The organism is Sphingorhabdus pulchriflava (assembly GCF_003367235.1).
Lineage (GTDB): Bacteria > Pseudomonadota > Alphaproteobacteria > Sphingomonadales > Sphingomonadaceae > Sphingorhabdus_B > Sphingorhabdus_B pulchriflava.
Window position 1 is genome coordinate 1,304,749 of the sequence record NZ_QRGP01000001.1, and the last position, 22,050, is coordinate 1,326,798.

The 22,050-nt window shown below is 57.3% G+C and carries 22 protein-coding genes; 8 read left to right on the forward strand and 14 right to left on the reverse strand.

The genetic code is table 11. From position 1 onward, the window contains the following. Positions 1-49 precede the first annotated feature (49 nt). From DXH95_RS06520 to DXH95_RS06545, 6 genes are all read left to right on the forward strand, one after another. Positions 50-742, forward strand: a complete 693-nt coding sequence (locus DXH95_RS06520) for an SDR family NAD(P)-dependent oxidoreductase (protein ID WP_115548579.1) — start codon at positions 50-52, stop codon at positions 740-742. Continuing rightward, complete coding sequence (bla, locus tag DXH95_RS06525) at positions 732-1,634, forward strand: subclass B3 metallo-beta-lactamase (RefSeq protein WP_115548580.1); 903 nt, start codon at positions 732-734, stop codon at positions 1,632-1,634. The genes DXH95_RS06520 and bla overlap by 11 nt, the downstream gene beginning before the upstream one ends. After that, on the forward strand, positions 1,631-2,593 hold the full coding sequence (locus DXH95_RS06530; protein WP_115548581.1) for a 50S ribosomal protein L11 methyltransferase: 963 nt from the start codon (positions 1,631-1,633) through the stop codon (positions 2,591-2,593). Before bla ends, DXH95_RS06530 begins: the two co-directional genes overlap by 4 nt. Positions 2,594-2,650: 57 nt before the next feature. Next, positions 2,651-3,247 (forward strand): sigma-70 family RNA polymerase sigma factor, encoded by a 597-nt coding sequence (locus tag DXH95_RS06535; RefSeq protein WP_239016562.1) that lies wholly within the window; start codon positions 2,651-2,653, stop codon positions 3,245-3,247. Continuing rightward, on the forward strand, positions 3,247-3,933 hold the full coding sequence (locus DXH95_RS06540) for an anti-sigma factor (protein WP_115548582.1): 687 nt from the start codon (positions 3,247-3,249) through the stop codon (positions 3,931-3,933). The genes DXH95_RS06535 and DXH95_RS06540 overlap by 1 nt, the downstream gene beginning before the upstream one ends. A gap of 94 nt (positions 3,934-4,027) precedes the next feature. Continuing rightward, a complete protein-coding gene (locus DXH95_RS06545) occupies positions 4,028-4,582 on the forward strand; it encodes a fasciclin domain-containing protein (RefSeq protein WP_115548583.1) in 555 nt (184 codons plus the stop codon). Between the two features lie 89 nt (positions 4,583-4,671). Here the strand turns inward: DXH95_RS06545 and phhA are convergent, their stop codons facing one another. Continuing rightward, positions 4,672-5,538, reverse strand: a complete 867-nt coding sequence (phhA, locus tag DXH95_RS06550; protein ID WP_115548584.1) for a phenylalanine 4-monooxygenase — start codon at positions 5,536-5,538, stop codon at positions 4,672-4,674. Positions 5,539-5,553: 15 nt separating this feature from the next. Between phhA and DXH95_RS06555 the strand changes: the two genes are divergently transcribed. Continuing rightward, complete coding sequence (locus DXH95_RS06555; protein ID WP_115548585.1) at positions 5,554-6,237, forward strand: DUF2459 domain-containing protein; 684 nt, start codon at positions 5,554-5,556, stop codon at positions 6,235-6,237. On the opposite strand, the gene ligA is transcribed toward DXH95_RS06555, so the two are convergent. The 8 genes from ligA to DXH95_RS06595 form a co-directional block, all read right to left on the reverse strand. After that, positions 6,234-8,252: an NAD-dependent DNA ligase LigA gene (gene ligA / locus DXH95_RS06560; RefSeq protein WP_420822286.1), complete on the reverse strand. Its 2,019-nt coding sequence runs from the start codon at positions 8,250-8,252 to the stop codon at positions 6,234-6,236. The two genes, DXH95_RS06555 and ligA, sit on opposite strands and share 4 nt — an antisense overlap. A 44-nt stretch (positions 8,253-8,296) precedes the next feature. Beyond that, positions 8,297-9,964: a DNA repair protein RecN gene (gene recN / locus DXH95_RS06565; protein ID WP_115548587.1), complete on the reverse strand. Its 1,668-nt coding sequence runs from the start codon at positions 9,962-9,964 to the stop codon at positions 8,297-8,299. A 22-nt stretch (positions 9,965-9,986) separates the two neighbouring features. Further along, on the reverse strand, positions 9,987-10,778 hold the full coding sequence (locus DXH95_RS06570) for an outer membrane protein assembly factor BamD (RefSeq protein ID WP_181883587.1): 792 nt from the start codon (positions 10,776-10,778) through the stop codon (positions 9,987-9,989). Positions 10,779-10,933: 155 nt separating this feature from the next. Then, the gene (gene pnp / locus DXH95_RS06575; RefSeq protein ID WP_115548589.1) at positions 10,934-13,234 is read right to left on the reverse strand and encodes a polyribonucleotide nucleotidyltransferase; all 2,301 of its coding nucleotides are present in this window, start codon (positions 13,232-13,234) and stop codon (positions 10,934-10,936) included. A 174-nt stretch (positions 13,235-13,408) separates the two neighbouring features. Next, positions 13,409-13,678 (reverse strand): 30S ribosomal protein S15, encoded by a 270-nt coding sequence (rpsO, locus tag DXH95_RS06580; protein ID WP_115548590.1) that lies wholly within the window; start codon positions 13,676-13,678, stop codon positions 13,409-13,411. A gap of 23 nt (positions 13,679-13,701) precedes the next feature. Further along, the gene (gene truB, locus DXH95_RS06585; protein WP_239016619.1) at positions 13,702-14,598 is read right to left on the reverse strand and encodes a tRNA pseudouridine(55) synthase TruB; all 897 of its coding nucleotides are present in this window, start codon (positions 14,596-14,598) and stop codon (positions 13,702-13,704) included. 31 nt (positions 14,599-14,629) lie between these two features. Next, a complete protein-coding gene (locus DXH95_RS06590; RefSeq protein WP_115548592.1) occupies positions 14,630-15,067 on the reverse strand; it encodes a DUF6491 family protein in 438 nt (145 codons plus the stop codon). A gap of 18 nt (positions 15,068-15,085) precedes the next feature. Next, positions 15,086-15,700 carry a thymidine kinase gene (locus tag DXH95_RS06595; RefSeq protein WP_115548593.1) on the reverse strand — a complete coding sequence of 205 codons (615 nt, stop codon included), beginning with the start codon at positions 15,698-15,700 and terminating at the stop codon, positions 15,086-15,088. A gap of 84 nt (positions 15,701-15,784) precedes the next feature. On the opposite strand from DXH95_RS06595, the gene DXH95_RS06600 reads away from it, so the two are divergent. Continuing rightward, positions 15,785-16,366 (forward strand): YceI family protein, encoded by a 582-nt coding sequence (locus DXH95_RS06600; RefSeq protein WP_115549437.1) that lies wholly within the window; start codon positions 15,785-15,787, stop codon positions 16,364-16,366. 18 nt (positions 16,367-16,384) lie between these two features. Here DXH95_RS06600 and rbfA read toward each other — a convergent pair whose 3' ends face one another. Genes rbfA through nusA form a run of 5 tightly spaced genes read right to left on the reverse strand, consistent with a single transcriptional unit; the run spans position 16,385 to position 22,049 of the window. After that, positions 16,385-16,789 (reverse strand): 30S ribosome-binding factor RbfA, encoded by a 405-nt coding sequence (gene rbfA, locus DXH95_RS06605; RefSeq protein WP_115548594.1) that lies wholly within the window; start codon positions 16,787-16,789, stop codon positions 16,385-16,387. After that, positions 16,789-17,202 (reverse strand): PaaI family thioesterase, encoded by a 414-nt coding sequence (locus tag DXH95_RS06610; RefSeq protein WP_239016563.1) that lies wholly within the window; start codon positions 17,200-17,202, stop codon positions 16,789-16,791. Before DXH95_RS06610 ends, rbfA begins: the two co-directional genes overlap by 1 nt. Then, complete coding sequence (infB, locus tag DXH95_RS06615; protein ID WP_115548595.1) at positions 17,199-19,721, reverse strand: translation initiation factor IF-2; 2,523 nt, start codon at positions 19,719-19,721, stop codon at positions 17,199-17,201. Before infB ends, DXH95_RS06610 begins: the two co-directional genes overlap by 4 nt. A 17-nt stretch (positions 19,722-19,738) precedes the next feature. Next, positions 19,739-20,386: a DUF448 domain-containing protein gene (locus DXH95_RS06620; protein WP_239016564.1), complete on the reverse strand. Its 648-nt coding sequence runs from the start codon at positions 20,384-20,386 to the stop codon at positions 19,739-19,741. Positions 20,387-20,417: 31 nt separating this feature from the next. Then, positions 20,418-22,049, reverse strand: a complete 1,632-nt coding sequence (nusA, locus tag DXH95_RS06625; RefSeq protein ID WP_115548597.1) for a transcription termination factor NusA — start codon at positions 22,047-22,049, stop codon at positions 20,418-20,420. Position 22,050: the final 1 nt, after the last annotated feature.

Genomic DNA, 22,050 nt, shown 5'->3' on the forward strand with positions numbered 1-22,050 from the left:
CTCGATAAGCAAGGTTGAATTTCGGTTCCCGCTGTGGAAGGCAGCGGGAATGACGTTACACATCCTTGTTACCGGTGGATCGCGTGGCATTGGTGCGGCTGTTGTCGACGAACTGAGCGACGATAATGTTCTGGTTCACGCAACTTCCAGTGCCCATGGCGACCTAAGCGATCCAACCGTCCCCTCAGAAATTTGGCACAATGCGCTACAGGAAATGGGCGGGCGTATTGACGTGCTTGTCAACAATGCTGGCGTTTTCGAAGCTAATCCGATCGACCTCAGCGATATCGAATGGCTCGATGGCTGGGAGCGGACGATGGCGATCAATTTGACGGCTTCTGCCCAGCTTTGCCGTCTTGCGATCCTCCACTGGCAGGCACTGGGTCAGGAAGGCCGGATCATCAATGTCGCGAGCCGCGCCGCCTATAGGGGAGACAGCCCGGCGCATTGGCATTATGCAGCCTCCAAGGCCGGGATGGTCGCCATGACCAAGAGCATCGCCCGCGGTTTTGCCGCTCAGCAAATCTACGCCTTCGCCATCTGTCCGGGTTTTACGATGACGGGCATGGCCGAGGACTATCTGGCAAGCCGTGGCGGAGATAAGCTGCTCGCAGATATCCCCTTAGGCCGTGTCGCAATGCCCGATGAAGTAGCTACACTTGTCCGCTTTTGCGCGCTTGAAGCACCGCCATCGATGACCGGTGCAGTGCTCGACATCAATGGAGCCAGCTATGTTCGCTAAACAGTTTCTCACGGCTGGTTTGGCTGCTGCACTAATTGCAGGCTGCGCACCTGCGCAAACTCCTCCGACAGTTGCAGTCGCCAAGTTTGAACCTATCGCCAAGGCTTGCGAAGGCCGGGACGGATGGGGTGATCCTGCTCCACCTGCACATGTCTATGGCAATGTCTACATGGTCGGCACATGCGGTATCGTTTCATTGCTGATTACAACGCCGCAAGGCCATTTCCTGATCGACGGGGCCATCGCAGAGGCCGCGCCGGGCATCGTGGAGAATATCCGCAAGCTTGGCTTTGATCCCAAGGATGTTCGCTATCTGCTCAACACGCATGAACACTTCGATCATTCGGGCGGATTGGCAGGTTTAAAGCGGATGACAGGCGCGCGGATGATAGCACGGGCAGAAGCCAAGGATGCCTTGGAAAGCGGCACTGTGCATCCGTCGGATCCCCAGAAAGGACTTTTCGAACCGGTCGAAGGTGTCAAAGTGGATCAAGCAATTGGTGACGGCGAAACGCTGAAAATCGGCAACCAAACACTGACCGCAATTGCCTCGCCTGGACATTCGCCCGGCGGCACAAGTTGGCGCTGGCAAAGCTGCGACAAGGGAAAATGCTTAAACATCGTTTTTGCGGATAGCTTGAGTGCAGTTTCGGCGGACGATTATCATTTTAACGACCATCCGGAATATGTCGCGCCATTGCGGGCAACCATTGCCAAAATTGCCGCGTTCAAGGATTGCGACATTCTGATCACTCCTCATCCTTCACAAAGCGGCTTTTTCGAGCGTCTTGTCAACGAAGAGCCGTTGATCGATACTTCGGCTTGTTCGACATATGCCGCTGGTGCGCTCGAAAGACTCGAAAACAGACTCGCCAAAGAAAAAGCAAAATGAACTGGAAAGTCACCCTGCCCTGCTCTCGGGCAGAGGCAGAAGCGATGCATGAAGATGACGAGTGGCTCGAACTTTTCATCAATCAACCGACATTGGTCGCTGACGAACTTGAGGCATTCAACGATGCCAGATGGTCCGTCCAAGCCTATTTCAACGCAAAACCAGATCGGCACGATGTCGGCCTTCTGGAAAAAAGATTCGGGGCCAAGGGCGCCGTCGAACAGTTACCCGATGAGGATTGGCTGACACTCAGCCAGCAAAGTATCGCCCCCGTCGTGGCTGGCCGTTTTTATGTTCATACATCAACAAACAAAGGCGAAGTCCCTGCAGGTGCACGCACATTTCTGATCGAGGCTGGTCAGGCCTTTGGTACCGGCGGGCATGAAACAACGAGCGGATGCCTCACCATGATCGACCTGCTGCATCGCACCGGTAGGCGTTTTCACCATATTGCGGACATTGGAACTGGCACCGGCCTTCTCGCATTTGCAGCCTTGCACCTCTGGCCAAGGGCTATGATCACCGCATCGGATATCGATCCGGTCAGCATCGACGTAACTCGCGACAATGCTGCTGCCAATGCGGTCGATCTCGGTCGAGGGCGCAGTCAGGTCGCGCTTTTCGTCGCAACAGGCACTGACCACCCAGCAGTTATTGCGCGCGCACCCTATGACCTGCTGATTGCCAATATCCTTGCAGGTCCACTGGTGGAATTGGCCCCAAGTTTCGCCTCGGTCGTTGCGGATGGCGGCACGCTCATACTCGCAGGCTTGTTGAACACACAGGTGAACTCCGTTGTCGCCGCCTATCGGCGGAACAGCTTCTTGCTCGTCGAACGCAAGGATAGCGGCGATTGGCCATGCTTGCGGCTTGTCAAGCGCCGGCGCTATGGATATCGCCGCCCGATCCGCGCGTCAGGCCGCACCAGTCAGCCACCGGGAGATTTTGGTACCTGGTAGCGACTACCGGCCAAATCCCGTTTTGCGCTCGCCTGCTTGCGCGCCGATAACCGACGGATGAACGCGCAACCCGACGCAAGCAAGATGGCCATCGCACGCGCGACGCGCGAACGCGAATTGCTCAGTGACGCTCTGGGTCGTGTAGGTATTGGCGACAGGAAGGCGTTCGAATTTCTCTATCGGCGAACCTCGGCGAAACTTTTTGGCGTTTGCTTACGTATCTTCGGCAACCGGAACGAAGCCGAGGAAGCCTTGCAAGACGCCTATCTCACCATTTGGAACCGCGCCGCCGCCTTTGACAGGGATAGAGCGAGTCCGATCAGCTGGCTGGTTGCCGTCACACGTAACCGCGCGATCGACAGGCTTCGCGCGCGCGACAAGGGCAAACCGGCGGATCTTGACGAAGCGTTGGCAATCCCTGATCCCTCACCTAATGCCGAAAAGCTGCTGTCAGAGAAAGACGATGCGCGCGTTGTGGACAGCTGTATCGAGCGACTCGATGATCGCGACGCCAATTTTATTCGCGCGGCCTTCTGGAACGGGCGCACCTATGCCGATCTCGCAGTTGCTGAATCGACGCCGCTGCCGACGGTAAAAAGCCGCATCCGCCGCGCGCTCATCAAGCTGCGCCATTGCCTTGAGGGCATGAGCTGATGCGTTTGACCGATGAGGATATCGCAACCGCTGGCGAACTGGCATTGGGTCTGCTCGACAAGGCCGAGGCAGCGCAGGCGCGTGCAAGACTTGCCGACGACCCGAATTTTGCCTCCGAGCATGCCAAATGGTCGGACCGCATGGTCGCAATGGAACCGCTCGAAGAAGAAGCTCCTTCGCCCGCTGTCTGGTCGCGGATTGACGCTGCGATCACTTCCCAACCGCGTCAGGACAATACAGGCACTCGCCTTCGCATCTGGCAAGGATTGACGGCTGCTTCATTCGCCGTTGCACTGGTGCTGGCCACGATGCTGTGGCGCCAGCCCGAGACGCAACCTGTCCCCGCGCAGCCGCAGATATTGGTCGCGGCGATTGGAGCAGAAGGGGGACGCGAAAGCGTCGCCGCCAACTATAATCCGCAAACGGGCGCGTTGCAGATCATCCCGATTTCGCTTGATACAGGTACGCTTTATCCCGAATTGTGGATCATCCCCGAAGATGGCGTCGCAAGGTCGCTTGGCATGATCGACCCATCAAAACCTGCCGTTCATTCCATCCCTCAAGCAATGCGACCGCATCTGCACAAGGGTGCGCTGTTCGCGATTACACCCGAACCAGAGGGTGGTGCGCCAGGCGGAAAGGCAACCGGACCGGTGATCGCCAAGGGTGCAATCGACACCATCTGAAAAAAATTTTCATTCGGCTGCATCCATCTTGCAGGTCGCTCCGTAACTGCGTCCGACATGTATATCCCCCACATGTCTTGCAGAAGGAAAGACCATGAAAAAGAACCTCTTCAAGATTGCAATTGCAACTGCAGCCATCGCTTCAGCCGCAACCGTTGGCCATGCACATAATCATGGCCATAGCGGCCATTCGATGGCGGCCCCGAAGACCAACATCGTCGAAGCGGCTGTCGCGACGCCTGATCTTTCGACCCTCGTTACCGCTGTCAAAGCCGCTGGTCTGGTCGATACACTCGCCAGCCCCGGCCCCTTCACCGTATTTGCACCCACCAATGCCGCCTTTGGCAAACTGCCTGCCGGCACGGTCGAAACACTTGTAAAGCCTGAAAACAAGGGCACGCTGACCACCGTTCTGACCTATCATGTTGTCGCGGGTACCTTCGACAGCAATGCTATCGCCGCTGCGATAAAGAGCGGCAATGGCAAGGCGACGCTCACCACGGTTCAGGGCCAGAAGCTGACTGCATCCATGTATGGCGACAAGCTGATTGTCACCGATGCCAAGGGTGGCAAATCGACTGTCGCCCTCGCTGACCTTCGCCAAAAGAACGGCGTTGTCCATGTCATTGACAGCGTGCTGATGCCGTAACTCCCTTGTTGGCGACCGGTACTCCGATCCCCCCTCCCATCAACCGGTTGCCAACCAAGCCCCTTCCCCTTTCGGGAAGGGGCTTTTCATTAGGCCTTGGAATGTGCGTAGGCCTGTGTGCCGTGCGTTATGACATCATCTTCGGGCAGGATATCGGCAATCGGAATATCGGGCAGCGATTCCAGTTGCGCATAAAGCGGTGCGAAATCGGTTTCGACCGTGACCTTCAGCAGATGCTCGAGTGACGGGATAACAAAATAATTCTGCTGGTAATCGTCGATCCGATATTCGGTGCGCATCAGGCGCAACAGATCAAACCGGATGCGGTTGGGGCTCGGATCGTCGAGGCAGAAGATGCTCTCGCCATAGCTGGACACAATCCCAGCGCCGTAAATACGCAAGCCTGCTGGCTCTTCAATCAGACCGAACTCGACCGTATACCAATAAAGCCGCGCCAGCTTGTGCAGCGCGCCAAAGCCAAGGCTGCGCAGACCACCCTGGCCATAGGCCACCATATAATCGGCAAACACCGGATCGGCGAGCATCGGGACATGGCCGAAGACGTCGTGGAAGACATCAGGTTCCTGCAGATAATCGAGCTGTTCGGGGGTGCGGATGAAATTGCCGGCAGGAAAGCGACGGTTCGCCAGATGGTCGAAGAAGACGTCATCAGGCACCAGACCTGGCACAGCCATCACCTGCCAGCCGGTCGCAGCTATCAGGCGCGCGTTCAGTTCGCGATAGTCGGGAATGCCCGGCTTTTCGAGTTTGAGCACATCAATCCCGCGCATGAAGGCATCGCAGGCCCGGCCGGGGAGCATTGCAGACTGGCGGGCGAACAGCCGGTCCCACATCGCATGCTCATCGGCCGAAAAGACCTCCCAAGATTGCGGGATTGTCCAATCCGGATTTGCACCCGGCGGCGGGGCATCATAGACATGGGTAAAGTCGGCCATGGAAGATAGTTACACTTGAAACTGTTTCGCATCAACAGCGTTGGTACTGCTTTGCGGGCTTTGATTGGCTGGCCTTTGCTTGTGATTGGCCTGTACTTCCTCTCGGCGCTGGTGGGCAGCTTCATCCCCGCCAATTCCGATTGGAAGGAACCTGATCAAGGCATTCCCATTTTTGTCGAAACCAATGGCGTGCATGTCAGCTTGATCGTGCCCATATCCGCAGCTGGCGAAGACCTATCAGACCTCATCCGTCCCGAACATCTAGGCGACATCGATCTCTATGGCACGCACGCGATGATCGGTTGGGGCCATCGTAATGTCTATCGCAATGCACGCACATGGGGCGATGTAAGGAGCGGGGACGTTGCATCGGCCATTATCGGTTCAGACGAAACAACCCTGCATATCTATCACCTGATTGATCCCCGCCCTGCCCCGCACCGCAAGCGCTTCCTTGTTTCACAACAGCAATATCGCAGCATCATTGCGTCCATTCGGTCAACATTCGATCTCACGTCCGAGCGACGAACCACCGCGCACCCGGCTTATGGCCCCAACAATCTGTTTTATGACAGCAAGGGCCACTACTCTGCTTACACTACGTGCAACGAATGGACGGGAGGAGTTTTGCGCAAAGCGGGTGTCCGTATGGGTATATGGACGCCGATGCCCGGCGGGGTGATGCACTGGTTCGATTAACCGGCAGCCGCGACAATCGCCGCCCAAGCCGCTTCGTCGATAACCTCTATGCCCAGTTCCTGAGCCTTTTTGAGTTTAGAGCCAGCTCCCGGCCCAGCCACGACGAGGTCCGTTTTCGCCGAAACCGAACCTGCGGCTTTCGCGCCCAATGCCTCGGCCTGCGCCTTCGCCTCATCGCGGCTCATCGTTTCGAGCGCGCCGGTAAACACGACTGTTTTTCCAGAAACCGAGGACGCCTTGACCTCAACTATGTAATCGGGCGGCAATACCTGCTGCAGCAAGTCTTCCCACACCTCGACATTGTGCGGTTCGTGGAAGAATTCGCGGAGCGCCTCGGCCACCACGGGCCCTATGCCGTCGATTTGGGTGAGCTCGGCCTCACCCAATTCCGAAGTTGCCACTTCGCGCAAGCGCGGCAGAGTCTGGAAGTTCTTCAACAGGTCGCGCGCAGTAACGGCACCAACGTGCCGAATGCCTAAACCGAACAGAAGACGCGCAGCATCCGGTGCTCTTTTGCTCTCGATCGCACTCAACAGGTTGTCCACAGACTTTTCCTGCCAACCCTCCCGACCCAATATCTCGGCTCGATGTTCTCTAAGGCGGAAAATATCTGCCGGCGAATGCAGCCAGCCCTGATCGAAAAATTCCTGAATTGTTTTCTCGCCCAGCCCTTCGATATCGAGCGCCGCTCGGCTGACAAAATGCTTCAACCGCTCGACTCGCTGGGCGGGGCAAATCAGGCCACCGGTGCAGCGAACATCAACTTCGCCTTCCTCTGCGACGGCCTCGCTGCCGCATTCAGGGCAATGATCGGGGAAATGGTATTCCGGCAATTCGGTGTCGCGGGTAAGATTTTCGACGATCTGGGGTATTACGTCCCCCGCCCGTTGCACCTTGACCCGATCACCCGGGCGCACACCCAGACGGGCGATTTCGTCGCGGTTATGTAGCGTCACGTTAGACACCACCACACCGCCAACGGTCACTGGCTTTAATCGGCCTACTGGCGTCAGCTTGCCGGTACGGCCCACCTGGATGTCGATCGCCTCCAGCGTCGTCTCGGCTTGCTCCGCCGGAAATTTGTGCGCAATGGCCCAACGCGGGGCCTTGGCGACAAAGCCTAAACGTTCCTGCCAGTCGAGCCGGTCGACCTTATAGACGACGCCGTCGATGTCATAGGGCAAGTCCGCCCGCAGTCGTTCAATCTCTCGATACTGCGCCAACGCACCTGCTGCGCCGTCAACCGGTTTCAGAAATGGCGAAACCGGAATGCCCCACGCGGCAATCGCCTGCATAACGCTAAATTGGCTGTCCGAAGGCATTTCGCTCGCCTCGCCCCAGCCATGGGCCAGAAAACACAAGGGGCGCGATGCCGTGACTGTAGCATCCTTTTGCCGCAGCGAACCCGCCGCGGCGTTGCGCGGATTGGCGAATTGGCGGGCCTTTTCAGGATCGTCCGCCTCGGCCAGCAACCGGGCATTCAATGCGTCGAAATCATCCTTGGCCATAAAAACTTCGCCACGAATTTCGAATATGGCTGGCACCAAGCCTTCAAGCCGATGCGGAATATCCGCAATCGTCCGCACATTTGCGGTCACATCCTCACCGACCTGCCCGTCGCCACGCGTGGCCGCCTGCACCAGTTCGCCATTTTCATAGCGTAGAGAGCAGGATAATCCGTCGATCTTGTCCTCAGCCGTCAACGCCACCGGAGTGTCGGCAGAGAGATTCAGGAAGCGCCGGACACGTGCGACGAAATCCTCGACATCCTCATCGGCAAAGGCATTGTCGAGGCTCATCATTCGTTTAGCATGGGCGACCTTGCTCAGCGGTGAGGCTTCGACCGCCGCGCCCACCTGGGCATTGGGGCTGTCGGCGCGAACGAGTTGCGGAAACGCCGCTTCGAGCGCGTTGTTCCGCCTCACCAACGCATCAAATTCAGCATCCGAAATCTCCGGCGCATCATGCGCGTGATAGAGCTTGTTATGATGCGCTATCGCCTTCGCCAGTCGCATCAATTCGTTGGCAGCTTCGGCTTGGGAGAGGTTCTCAACCTCGCTCACACGCCCTCCATCAAGCGCGCGGCTTGGGCGCGCGCCTCATCAGTAATTTCCGCCCCGGAAAGCATCCGGGCAATTTCCTGTCGGCGCCCTTCCGCATCCAGGCGGGTTACGCCGGTCCGCGTAACAGTGCCCTCGCTCGACTTGGCGATGAAGTAATGCGCCTGTCCCTTCGCCGCAACCTGCGGACTGTGGGTGACGGCGAGGAGCTGTTTCCCTGCGCCGGCAAGCCGCGCAAGCCGTTCACCGATGGCAGAGGCAACTGCTCCGCCAACACCGCGGTCGATTTCGTCAAATATAATCGTTCCCGCCCCGCCTTCTTCAGCGAGCGCCACCTTGAGCGCGAGGATGAAACGCGACAATTCACCGCCGGATGCGATTTTCGCGAGCGGCGCAAAGGGTGCACCGGGGTTGGTCGAAATCAGGAATTCGACCCGGTCTTTCCCTGATGCCGTCCAGCGATCTTCGGGCAACGTTTCGACCGCAGTCTGGAATTGAGCCGCATCCAGTTTCAATGGCGCAAGCTCCGCAGCGACGGCTTTATCCAGACGCTTGGCGGCTTCGGTGCGCTGTGCGGAAACCGACTTGGCAGCATCCAGATATGCGGTCGCGCAAGCAGACACTTCGGCTTCGAGCTTGGCCAAGCCCTCCCCACCTGCCTCAATCGCGTCGAGCTTTGCCGCCAGTTCTTCGGTCAATTCCGCCAAGGCCTCCGGTTGAACGCCATGTTTGCGCGCCAACCCGCGCAATTCGAATAGGCGGATTTCGATCGCATCTAGCCGCTCGGGGTCGAAACTCAGTGCCTGCGTTGCCGCGATCAGTTTGTCTTCGGCCTCGCTTGCTTCAATCACCGCGCGGTCAAGCGCAGTCAGCGATTCGGCCAAAAGCGCATGTTCATTCGCCAGACGATCGAGCCGCCGCGCAGCGCTGCGCAATTTGGCCAGACCACTATCCGATCCTTCAAACGCCTCCAGGACTGCACGCAAATCTTCGGCGATACGTTCGCCCTTCTGCATGTCGGCGCGTTCGGTCGCGAGATGCTCTTCCTCGCCCTCTTCGGGTGCGAACTTTTGCAGTTCGGTAACGGCATGTTCCAGCCATTCTCGATCACGCGTCGCGTTCTCCAAAGCTTCGCGCGCGGTTTCCAGCCGCAGCTTGGCTTCTTGCCACTTTTCGAAATGCGCAGCGACCAGAGCAGTATCGCACCGACCGAATACATCCAGCAAAGCCCTGTGTCCGCGAGGATTGAGCAAGCCGCGATCATCATGCTGTCCGTGAATTTCAACCAGATAGGTGCCAACTTCGCGCAACAAGGCGGCGGAGCAGGGCTGATCATTGATAAACGCTTTGCTTCCGCCATCGGCGCGCACCGAACGGCGGATCATCAGCGCTTCGCCGCCTTCGATTTCAATTTCATTGTTCGCAAGGATGGAGGCGAGATTACTTCCGGCCAATGGTGCCTCAAAACTTGCGGTCACTTGCGCCCGCTCGGCGCCTGTCCGCACCAACCCGCTATCGGCGCGCATGCCAAGCGCCAATCCCAATGCGTCAAGCAATATCGACTTGCCAGCCCCGGTCTCACCGGTCAGCACGCCCAAGCCTGAATCAAACTCGAGGTCGAGCGCTTCAATCAGCACCACGTCGCGGATCGACAGACCCGTCAGCATAAAGCGCTAGCTCCCTTGCGGATCACGCGCCCGATGCGTGCTTCTGCATCAGGTCGTACGCGCGCTGGTACCATTTGTTTCCGGGATAGTTGGCACCAAGTACAGCCGCCGACTTCTTCGCCTCTTCCGGCACGCCAAGCGCCAAATAGCTTTCGGTCAGGCGGTAAAGCGCCTCAGGAGCATGGGTCGTGGTGTCATATTTGTCGACGACTTCACGGAAGCGAAGGCTGGCGGCAAGCCAGAGCGCGCGGCGCTGGTAAAAGCGACCAATCTCCATTTCCTTACCCGCCAGGTGGTCACGAACGAGGTCTATCTTCAAGCCAGCATCAGCCGCATAGCGGCTGTTGGGATAACGACGCTGCACTTCACCCAATGCCGACAAAGCCTGCTGAGTGATTTTCTGGTCGCGGGTAACGTCACTGATTTGCTCATAATAGCACAGCGAAATCAGGTAATAGGCGTAAGGCGCATCCTTGTTGCCCGGGTGAATCGACAGGAAGCGTCGCGCCGACGAAATCGACTCGTTATATTTCTGCCCCATATAGTAACTGAACGCACTCATCAGCTGCGCACGTCGTGCCCAGGGCGAATAGGGGTGCTGGCGCTCGACCTCGTCGAACAGGGCAGCTGCAAGCTGGTATTGCTGCCGATCAAGCTTTTCCTTGGCGGCATTGTACAAGGTGGTCACATCACGCGCGACATATCGGGTATCGCCGCCTTTGCCGCCGCCGCCTCCCAAGCCCAAAGACGAGCAACCTGCGAGCAATGTTGCGGAAAGGCCGAGGACGAGAGGCGTTAGGATTTTCTTCTGCATGGGCATCCCTTAATGACACTTGGCGCTGTCGCCAAGGCTTTTGCGCGTTCTTTATGCCCGGGTCTGTATCGGCGATGAACCACTCCGCATTCAGGCCTGCAGCGTCAAGAAAAAGGGCCGCAAAAGCGGCCCTTCCTGTAACTTGTTTCTGAAGATCAATCCTTCAGGAAATCCGGAACATGGTTCGGGTCGCCGCCTTCTCCACCTTCAGAGCGCTCACGACGTGGACCACGGTTGCCGCCGTCACGACGCGGGCCACGATCATTGCGGTCGCCACGGTCACGGCGCGGGCCACGATCTCCGCGATCGCCACGGTCGCCTCTGGGCTCACGGGGTTCGCGCGGCGGACGAGTGTCCTCAAGTTCGGCACCGGTTTCCTGGTCGACCAGACGCATCGAAAGGCGAACCTTGCCACGCGGGTCGATTTCGAGGACCTTGACCTTTACGTCCATGCCTTCGCTGACAACATCGGTCGGCTTTTCAACGCGTTCATTCTTCATTTCGCTGACGTGGACGAGACCGTCCTTGCCGCCCATGAAGTTCACAAATGCACCGAAATCGACGATGTTGACGACCTTGCCGTCATAGATTTTGCCGACTTCAGCTTCTTCGACGATTCCCGAAATCCATTTGCGGGCAGCTTCGATCTGCGAAAGGTCGCTCGACGAAATCTTGATCAGACCTTCATCATCGATGTCGACCTTGGCACCAGTGGTGGCGACGATTTCGCGGATAACCTTGCCGCCGGTGCCGATGATGTCGCGGATCTTCGATTTATCGATCTGCATGGTTTCGATACGCGGAGCATAGTCAGACAGTTCCGTACGGGCCGAACCCAGAGCCTTCGCCATTTCGCCAAGGATGTGCGCACGGCCTTCCTTCGCCTGGTTCAGGGCAGCTTCAAAGATTTCACGGGTAATCCCGGCAATCTTGATGTCCATCTGCATCGTGGTGATGCCTTCGGACGTACCAGCTACCTTGAAATCCATGTCTCCGAGATGGTCTTCGTCACCCAGGATGTCGGAAAGGATCGCGAAGTCCTTGCCTTCGAGGATCAGGCCCATAGCAATACCCGAAACCGGACGCTTGATGGGGACGCCTGCGTCCATCATCGACAGCGAACCGCCGCAAACCGAAGCCATTGACGACGAACCATTCGATTCGGTGATGTCGCTGGTCAGGCGGATGGTGTAGGGAAACTCATCCTTGCTCGGCAGCACGGGGTGCAGTGCACGCCATGCCAGCTTGCCATGGCCGACTTCACGACGGCCCGGGGCGCCAAAGCGGCCGACTTCACCCACCGAATAAGGGGGGAAGTTATAGTGCAGCATGAAGTTCTGATATGACAGGCCGTTGAGGCCATCAACCATCTGCTCCGCATCCTTGGTACCCAAGGTGCAGGTTGCGATGGTCTGCGTTTCACCGCGCGTGAACAGGCACGAACCATGTGCACGCGGCAGGAAATGCGTTTCAGCGAGGATCGGGCGAATCTGCGTGGTCGAACGACCGTCGATGCGGGTGCCATCCTTCAGGATCGCGCCACGGACGATTTCAGCTTCCAGCTTCTTCATCAGCTTGTTGGCTGCCATCTGGTCCTGCGGGGTTGCGTCGCTAAACGCTTCCTTCGCCTTGGCACGGGCTTCATTCAACGCGTTCGAACGGGCCGATTTGTCGGTCAGCTTGTAAGCAGCGGCAATATCCTTGCCGATCAGCTTCTTTAGCTTGTCCTTGGCAGCCGAGAGATCGGCCTGCTCAGCCATTTCCCAAGGATCCTTGGCAGCTTTTTCAGCCAGCTTGACGATTGCCTTGACGACTTCCTTACACGCGTCATGCGCAAACAGGACGGCACCGAGCATGACTTCTTCCGACAGCTCGTTTGCCTCGGATTCAACCATCATCACCGCGTCATAAGTCGCTGCAACAACCAGATCGAGATCGCCTTCAGCAACCTGTTCGTCAGTCGGGTTGAGGATATATTCGCCGTTCAGGTAACCAACGCGTGCGGCACCGATGGGGCCCATGAAGGGCACGCCCGAAATGGTCAGCGCTGCTGATGCAGCAACCATTGCGAGAATATCAGGCTCGTTCTGGCCATCATAGCTCAGAACCTGGGCAATAGCGTTGATTTCGTTGTAGAAACCTTCGGGGAACAGCGGACGGACCGGGCGGTCGATCAGGCGCGAAACCAGCGTTTCCTTTTCGGTGGCACCGCGTTCACGCTTGAAGAAGCCACCGGGGATGCGGCCTGCAGCCGAATATTTTTCCTGATAGTGAACAGTGAGCGGGAAGAAATCCTGACCCTCTTTCACCGACTTTGCCGCAGTGACCGCGCAAAGCACAACAGTTTCGCCAAGGGTCGCAATTACAGCGCCGTCGGCTTGACGGGCAACCTTGCCCGTTTCGAGTGTCAGGGTTTGTCCGCCCCACTCGATTGATACATTTTTAACATCAAACATAGATTTTCCTTGAGATGCCTTCGCGCCCAATTGCGCAAAGGGGCCTCCTGTTTTCCGGGATCTCCGGCCCGGACCGGTTGGGGCGCTTGTTTGCCCCTATGGCCGGGTCCGCCGAAATGCGAACCCGCCCCTTAAAGCAAAAGCGGCCCGCAGATGGGGCCGCTTCGCAATTTCTTATTTACGCAAGCCGAGCTTGGCGATGAGCGCGTTGTAGCGCGATACATCCTTGCGCTTCAGATAATCGAGTAGCGAGCGACGCTTGTTGACCATCTGGAGCAGGCCACGACGCGAATGGTTATCCTTGTGGTGGCTCTTGAAGTGCGCGGTCAGGGTGTTGATGCGATCGGTGAGGATTGCAACCTGGACTTCCGGTGAGCCGGTGTCGCCTTTGCCCTGGGCGTTGTCCTTGATAACTTCGGCTTTGCGTTCTGCAGTAATAGACATGTTTTTCCTTCGAACATCTTATTTTAAAGGTTGAAGCCACGAACAGTTTTCAGTTCACCGTCGATTTGCTCTACCAGCGCCAAGGCACGCATTTCTGCGTCTCGCGCCCAATACAGCCCATCTTTCGTGGCAACCCCGGTCAAGACGCGACCCTGTTGGATCGCCTTTGCCGCATCCGGGGAGAGATCAAGAGCCGGGATGTCGACCAGCCCTGCCTCCAACGGCAAGATAATGTCTTTTGCTGGCGCGCCCTTACCAATTTCGTTGAGTTTGTCCAGCGAAATCGCCTGATCCAGCGTGAATGGTCCCGCCTTGGCGCGCCGGAGCATGGTAACATGCCCTACTGTGCCAAGGGCATGTGAAATGTCTCGCGCCAGCGACCGGATATAGGTGCCCTTGGAAACATGCGCCGAGAGGGTGACCTCATTCATTGTGGCTTCGCGCACCGGTTCCGAAACAGAAAGTGCGTATATGGTCACTTGCCGGGCAGCGATCTCGATCGCCTCCCCTGCCCGCGCTCGATCATAAGCGCGTTTGCCGTCGACCTTTATCGCCGAATAAGCAGGCGGGATTTGTTCGATTGTTCCGGTGAATGTCGGCACTACTTTGGTGATCTGCTCCATTGTCGGTCGAATGTCGGAAGTCGCCACAACTTCCCCCTCAGCATCCAGCCCTGCAGTCTCTTCACCGAATTTGATCGTAAAGTCATAGACTTTGGAAGCGTCGAGCATCCGACCGCATAATTTGGTCGCTTCGTCTATAGCGATCGGCAAGACCCCGGTCGCCAACGGATCCAATGTACCACCATGGCCCACCTTGACCTTGCCATAGCCCGCTTCACGCAAATTGCGCTTTACTGCTGCCACGGCCTGGGTTGAACCAAGCCCCAATGGTTTGTCGAGAATGATCCAGCCATGCACCGTGCCGCCATGCGAGCCGACGGCTTTGCTGTCAATCTTTCGGCGCGACGGCTTTCTGCGCTTCTGCCCGCACATCTTTGCGCAGCTTCAAGCGCTCCTTCCGCGGCAAAGGCTTTTCAGCGGTAACCAGGCTTTCGATCAAACAATAGTCGCCATTAACGGCAATGGCCCCAAATCGGTCAAAAGAAGACGATCCGCGCGTGTCAAAGGCAATGCCATTTGCATAGTCAATTCCCCGACAATTGCCGATGAATTTCGCATAATACCAACGGCGCTGACGATCCTCGATCCACAATCCGCGCTCTTCATTGGCCTCAAAATTGCGAATTCCGCCATGATTGGGAAAAGCGATGCTGGCATCAACGCCATATTCTTCCCAGCCCTTCGCTTTCCCAGCATAAGCGGGAGCAGCTGTTGCCGTCAGCACAAGTGCGGCGGCGATGGCTGACAAACAATGTTTCGGCATCATGAAAACCTCCGAACGGATTTATGCCATTTCAAAGCTTAACCCTAAATGAGCAGCTGCCTCCCTGCGTGCTTCCATGAAGTGGCGGCGACACATCGAAACATAACGGTCATTCCCGCCAATTTCGGTCTGCTTCCCGTCGATCACAGCATGACCCTCTGCATCGACACGCAAGTTCATCGTCGACTTGCGCCCGCAATGGCAGACTGCCTTTAATTCAACCAAAGCGTCGGCAATACCGAGCAACGCCGCCGAGCCGGGAAACAGTTCGGCTGCGAAATCTGTTCGCAAACCATAACACAGCACCGGTATGCCAGCTTCATCGGCAATGCGTGCCAATTGCAGCACCTGCTCTCGCGACAGGAATTGCGCTTCGTCAATTAGTACACAGGCGAGATGGTTGTTTTGATGCTCGGATATTATGTCGTTCCACAGATCGGTTTCGGGCGAAAATTTATGCGCCTCCGTCTGCAAGCCAATGCGCGACGTCACATAGCCCTGCCCATAGCGGTCATCAAGCGCTGCGGTCCACACCATCGTGGCCATCCCTCGCTCTCGATAGTTGAAATCGGCCTGCAAAAGAGTGGTCGATTTTCCGGCGTTCATGGAGGAATAGTAGAAATACAGCTTAGCCATCACGCATACTTAATAGTCCCTACTGGACGAGCACAACCGCAATCTGCCATGGTTGACGAAGGGACGCATAAAAGGAGTGCAAAAATGCATTGGAAAGCGACAGGCTGGTCGCTGGCAGCAACTGTGCTGCTTGCAACAAGCGCTGCTTTGGCAGCACCGAATTACCGCTATTCCATCGACCCGGTAGCAAGCTCTGTCGATGCCAAGGTATCTTTTCTGGGGATAGGTAATCGCAAAGCGCTTTTCCCGGCACTTCGAGGCAGCGTTGTCCTTTCACCGGATCGCATGGACCAGATCAATCTCGATGTGTCGATCGACGCCACCCAGTTAAAGGCAGATGATAGTGTCACGACTAAAAGGCTGAAAGGCCCGGATTTCTTCAACGTCGGCAAATATCCGACTGTGCGGTTTCAGGGCACGCAACTTGCCATGACCAGCCCGACCTCGGGTGTCGTGCAGGGTAATCTGACGGCGCGTGGCGTTACCCGCCCGGTCGCATTGAATGTGTCTTTCTCCTCCGCCCCTGCCAGTTCGGTCGGCAAAGAATCCATGCGGTTGACCGGCGTTACAACAATCAATCGCAAGGATTTCGGAATGACCGCCTATTCGCTCGTCGTCGGAAAAAAGGTGGCGATTACCATCCGGACAAAATTACTGCCCGGCTAAGGCATGCAAGCTATGCAATCAGGTGTCGTCGTCTGAGCCCAGGTCCTGAACGACATGCGGATTCGACAGCAATTTTTCGATATGGCTGGCTTCGTCGAAACTTTCGTCGGCCAGAAATTTGAGCTTTGCTGCATATTTCAAGCGGACCCGCGATGCGACTTCGCGCTGCAGGAAAGCGGTATTGGTCCTCAATGCTTTGAGGACTTCTTCCTCATCTGCGCCAAGCAGTGACTTCACAAACACCGTTGCATGCCGAAGGTCGGGAGACAGGCGCACTTCGGTGATGCTCACGCTGTGGCTGGTCAGCACATCATCATGTACATCGCCGCGCGCGAGCAGTTCCGATAGGATATGACGAAACTGCTCGCCGACACGCAACAGGCGGACCGAGCGACCTTCCGGGGTTTCGTTATGACGTGCCATCAACTTTCACTTCCGGGTAGCGGTGTTGGAATAGCCGTAGACGTTGATCGTGCGTAGAGCGTCGCCCCGCTCTCGTCCCAAAGTTCACCTTCGAGGAATATCACCCGGCGGCCACGGCGCACTACCCTGCCCTTGCCCACCAAAGGGCCAGCAGGAATCAGCTTGAGCAGCGTCATCGAAATTTCGAGATTGAGCGGGGCTTCTTTTCCGGCGGTTGCCTGAACATGGGCCCATCCCATCGCTTCATCCAGGAAACCGGCGACCAGTCCGCCCTGCACGCCGCCACGCCCCGTTATAAAACTGTCCGGCGCGTTGAAGCGCACGGTGATTGTCTCGCTGACGGGATCGAAGTCAACAAACTCCGCCCCCATCAGATCAACATGCGCGCCGCCTTTTCCAAGGAACTCCGTCACAGCGTCCGTTCACGCTCCTCGACTTCAAAGATTTCAAGCATATCGCCAGCCTTGATGTCGTTGGTATCCTGAAGCACGACACCGCATTCGAGTCCCGCACGCACTTCGTCGACATCGTCCTTGAAACGACGCAACGAGGCGATGACAGTTTTCGAAACGATAACGTCTTCGCGGGTAAGGCGCGTGTGATAGCCCTTGCGGATATGGCCTTCGAGGACGAGCAGACCAGCGGCCTTGTCCTTCTTGCCCGCGTTGAACACGTCCTTGATTTCGGCACGGCCGACAACGGTTTCGATGATTTCGGGACCGAGGATACCCGCCATTTCCTTGGCCACATCTTCGGTGAGGTGATAAATCACGTCGAAATATTTGAACCGCGTCTTTTCGCGCTGCGCAATCTCACGCGCCTTGGCGTTCGGACGAACATTGAAGCCGATAATCGGTGCTTTGGTTGCGTTGGCCAGCGTCACGTCGCTTTCAGTGATTGCGCCGACGCCCGACTGCAGCACGCGAACCTTGATTTCGTCGGTCGAAATCTTGTTCAACGCGTTGATAATGGCTTCAACCGAGCCCTGCACGTCGGCCTTGATAACGACGGCAAATTCTTTCGCGCGATTGGCAGCCAATGACGAGAACATGTTGTCCACGGTAACTGGAGCCTGGGTAGTCCGCTTCAGTTTCGCCTGCTCCTTACGATAGGCAGCCACTTCACGCGCACGGGCTTCATTTTCGACCACAGTCAAAACGTCACCAGCCTTGGGAACGCCGCCAAGACCAAGGACCTCGACTGGCATTGACGGTGTGGCTTCCTTGATCTGCTGTCCCTTGTCGTTGATCAGCGCGCGGACTTTGCCCGATTCCTCACCAACAACCAGAACGTCGCCGGTGCGCAGCGTGCCGCGCTTGATCAGCAGTGTTGCAACGGCACCGCGTCCCTTATCCAGCTTCGCTTCAACCACAATGGCTTCGGCCGAACGGTCCGGATTGGCGCTGAGTTCCATGAGTTCAGCCTGCAACGCAAGCTTTTCGAGCAGATCGTCGAGACCGGTCTTTTTCAGCGCAGAGATTTCGACATCCTGAACTTCGCCGCCCATCTTTTCGACAACTACTTCATGTTCGAGCAGTCGTTCGCGGATGCGCTGCGGATTGGCCCCATCTTTGTCGCATTTGTTGATAGCAACAATCATCGGAACATTGGCCGAGCGGGCGTGATTGATGGCCTCAATCGTCTGCGGCATGATGCCGTCATCCGCCGCTACCACCAATATGATGATGTCGGTAACCATCGCGCCACGTGCGCGCATTTCCGTGAAAGCTTCGTGGCCCGGCGTGTCGAGGAAGGTGATCGTGTCACCGCCCTTGGTCTTCACCTGATAGGCGCCGATATGCTGGGTAATGCCGCCCGCTTCGCCGGACTGCACATTGGCACCGCGCAAGGCGTCAAGCAGCGAGGTTTTGCCATGATCGACATGGCCCATAACAGCCACGACGGGCGGACGAGCCTTCAATGTTTCGGGCGCATCAACATCCTCGTCATTGATGATGTCGACGTCTGAATCGGACACGCGGTTTATATTGTGGCCGAATTCCGTGACTAGCAGTTCTGCTGTATCCTGATCGATTGTCTGCGTCAGAGTGACCGGCATGCCCATCTTGAACAAGGCCTTCACCAGATCGCTGCCCTTTTCAGCCATACGAATGGCCAATTCCTGCACAGTAATCGCTTCGGGAACGATAACGTCGCGCGACTGCTTCGGCTGCGCATCGCGTTGCATGCCCGACATGTGCGAACGACGTTCTTTTTCACGCGCGCGTTTCAATGCGGCGAGCGAACGGGCGCGTGCACCTTCATCGTCATCCAACGCACGCGTAACGGTCAGTCTGCCCGATTGGCGGCGATTATCTGTGCGATCGCGTGTGGGTTTGTGCGGAGCCTTTTTGTGATCCTTGGACTCTTCGCGTTCTACCACCGGCGCAGGTGCAGGACGCTTGGGCGCTTCGACCGGCGTAAAGCGGCGCGGCGGAGGCGGCGAAGCTGAGTCATCGGCTGCTGCGGGAACTTCGGCCACCGGCGCGACTTCTGCAGCTGCAACCTTGGGAGCTTCAGTCTCTTGTTTACGATTTTCTTCGGCGCGACGGCGCTCCTCATCGGCGGCGCGCAGGCGTTCTTCCTGTTCACGCCGATTGGCTTCTTCGGCAAGCCGCAACCGGTCTTCTTCGGCTTCGCGCTGCAAACGAGCAACACGTTCCTGCGGAGTTTCACCACCAGGAGCCGGGGCTTTCACCTGCGGCGCGACCGTCTGGGGTGGTGGTGGTGGCGGTGGCGGAGGAGGAGGCGCGACCTCTGGTTCGGGCGCATAGCCCGGTTTACCCACAAGCTTCTTGCGCTTCACCTCGACTACCACCTTATTGGTGCGGCCATGGCTAAAGGTCTGCTTCACTTCGCCCGACTCCACGGCACGCTTCAGCCCCAACGGCTTGCGTCCCAGTGTCGGTTTGTTTTCGGTATCATCACTCATTAGAACAGACCTTGCCTTTAACTATTCGCATTGCGGGATGCCGCATTTGCTCGGGCATCCGCTGAAGCGGCGCCGGGCGCGATACTGCATCCGATAAAATAAAGCCAGCGGTCGAGGTGATGTTTCACCCGCTCCGCTGCATGTTCGTTGGTTATTGCGACATGCACGGCGTTTCCACGCCCCAATGCCGCCGAAAGGACGTCGCGGTCAACGGGAAGTTTGATCCCGGCTTTACCGCTACCCTCTTCGCCCTCTCCTACGCGCCAACTCTGATCACGCTTGGATGCGCCATCGGCACTGGCATCCGCCGCATGGAGCAAAAGCGCCACCGCCCCAGACCTTGCCGCTGCATCAACTTTTTCCGCACCGGCAACCAGATTGGATGCTCTCGCCTCCAGCCCAAGCCGGTCGAGTGTCGCCTTTTCCAGATTGCTCCGGATGCGTTCAGCCAGGTCATCCGGGCAATCAATCTTTTCGGCCTTCAGAGTCCGTTTCAGCTGCCCGGCAAGTTTGCCTTTTGCCTGTGCCTGCACAAGTTCGTCAAATGGCACACCAATCCACGCGCCGCGCCCCGGCGCTTTGCCGTGAATATCGGGAGCAACCTGGCCATCAGGACCGAGCGCAAGGCGAATGAGCAGGTGCTGTGGCACCCGCTCCCCGCTCAATATGCACTTCCTTACGGGAGTATGAGGGTCCTCATTGGGAGTCTTCCGCGACAACGGCGTCCTCCTCTTCAAACCCCGGCGCGGGTGCGCCATCTTCATCTTCAAACCAGTGCGCACGGGCAGCCATGATAATCTCATTGCCCTGTTCTTCGTTCAGTCCATAGACTGCGAGGATGCCCGGCTTTTCTTCGGTGCGTGCGCGACGGTTATCGCTGCGACGCTGTTCACCGCGGCCCTTTTGGATAAGCTCGTCGGTCGCAAGATCGGCCAGATCATCCAGCGTCTTGATACCAGCCTTACCCAAAGTGACGAGCATCGCTTCGGTCAGGTGCGGCAATTCGGCCAATGCGTCTTCAACGCCCAGTTCACGCCGTTCAGTGCGCGCAGCTTCTTCCTTGCGCTCAAGAGCCTCAACGGCACGGCTTTGAAGTTCTTCGGCCAGCTCGTCGTCAAGACCTTCGATACCAGCGATTTCTTCAAGCGCGACATAGGCCACTTCTTCGAGTTCGCTGAACCCTTCGGCAACCAACAGCTGCGCGAGCGTTTCGTCGACGTCGAGTTCCTGCTGGAACATTTCCGAACGCTCGACAAATTCCTTCTGACGCTTCTCGCTCGATTCCGCCTCGGTCATGATGTCGATAGCACGACCCGTCAGCTGGCTGGCGAGACGGACATTCTGGCCACGGCGACCGATGGCAAGGCTCAATTGATCGTCAGGAACGACAACCTCGATGCGGCCCTCTTCTTCATCGATAACCACGCGGCTGACCGTTGCGGGCTGCAATGCGTTGACGATAAAGGTCGCTGCATCTTCCGACCAGGGGATGATGTCGATCTTTTCGCCCTGCATTTCCTGAACAACGGCCTGAACGCGGCTGCCCTTCATGCCGACGCATGCGCCGACGGGGTCAATCGAGCTGTCATAGCTGATCACGCCAATCTTGGCGCGGCTGCCCGGATCGCGGGCTGCGGCCTTGATTTCGATGATGCCATCGTAAATTTCGGGTACTTCCTGTGCGAACAGCTTCTTCATGAAGTCCGGATGTGCACGGCTGAGCAGAATCTGCGGACCGCGGTTTTCACGAACGACCTTCAGGATCAATGCACGAACGCGATCGCCGGGGCGCACCACTTCGCGCGGAATCTGCTGGTCGCGGCGGATAACGCCTTCGGCACGACCAAGATCTACCACGACATGACCGAATTCGACTGACTTCACGACGCCAGTGATGATTTCGCCTGCGCGATCCTTGAATTCTTCAAATTGGCGCTCGCGCTCTGCATCGCGAACTTTCTGGAAGATAACCTGCTTTGCTGACTGTGCGTCGATACGGCCCAGATCAACCGGGGGCAGCGGATCGACGATGAAATCGCCAACCTTGGCATCCTTTTGCAGCTTTTCGGCCTGCTTGATATCGACCTGCTTGAAATAGTCTTCGACCACTTCAACAACCTCAACAACGCGCCACAGGCGAAGGTCGCCAGTCTGCGTATCTAGTTTTGCGCGAATGTCGTTTTCGGCACCATAGCGGGCCCGCGCTGCGCGCTGGATCGCTTCTTCAAGTGCTTCGACAACGATCGCCTTGTCGATCATCTTTTCGCTGGCAACTGCGTTAGCGATAGCAAGCAGTTCTGCCTTATTGGCGGCTATCGGATTGGCCATA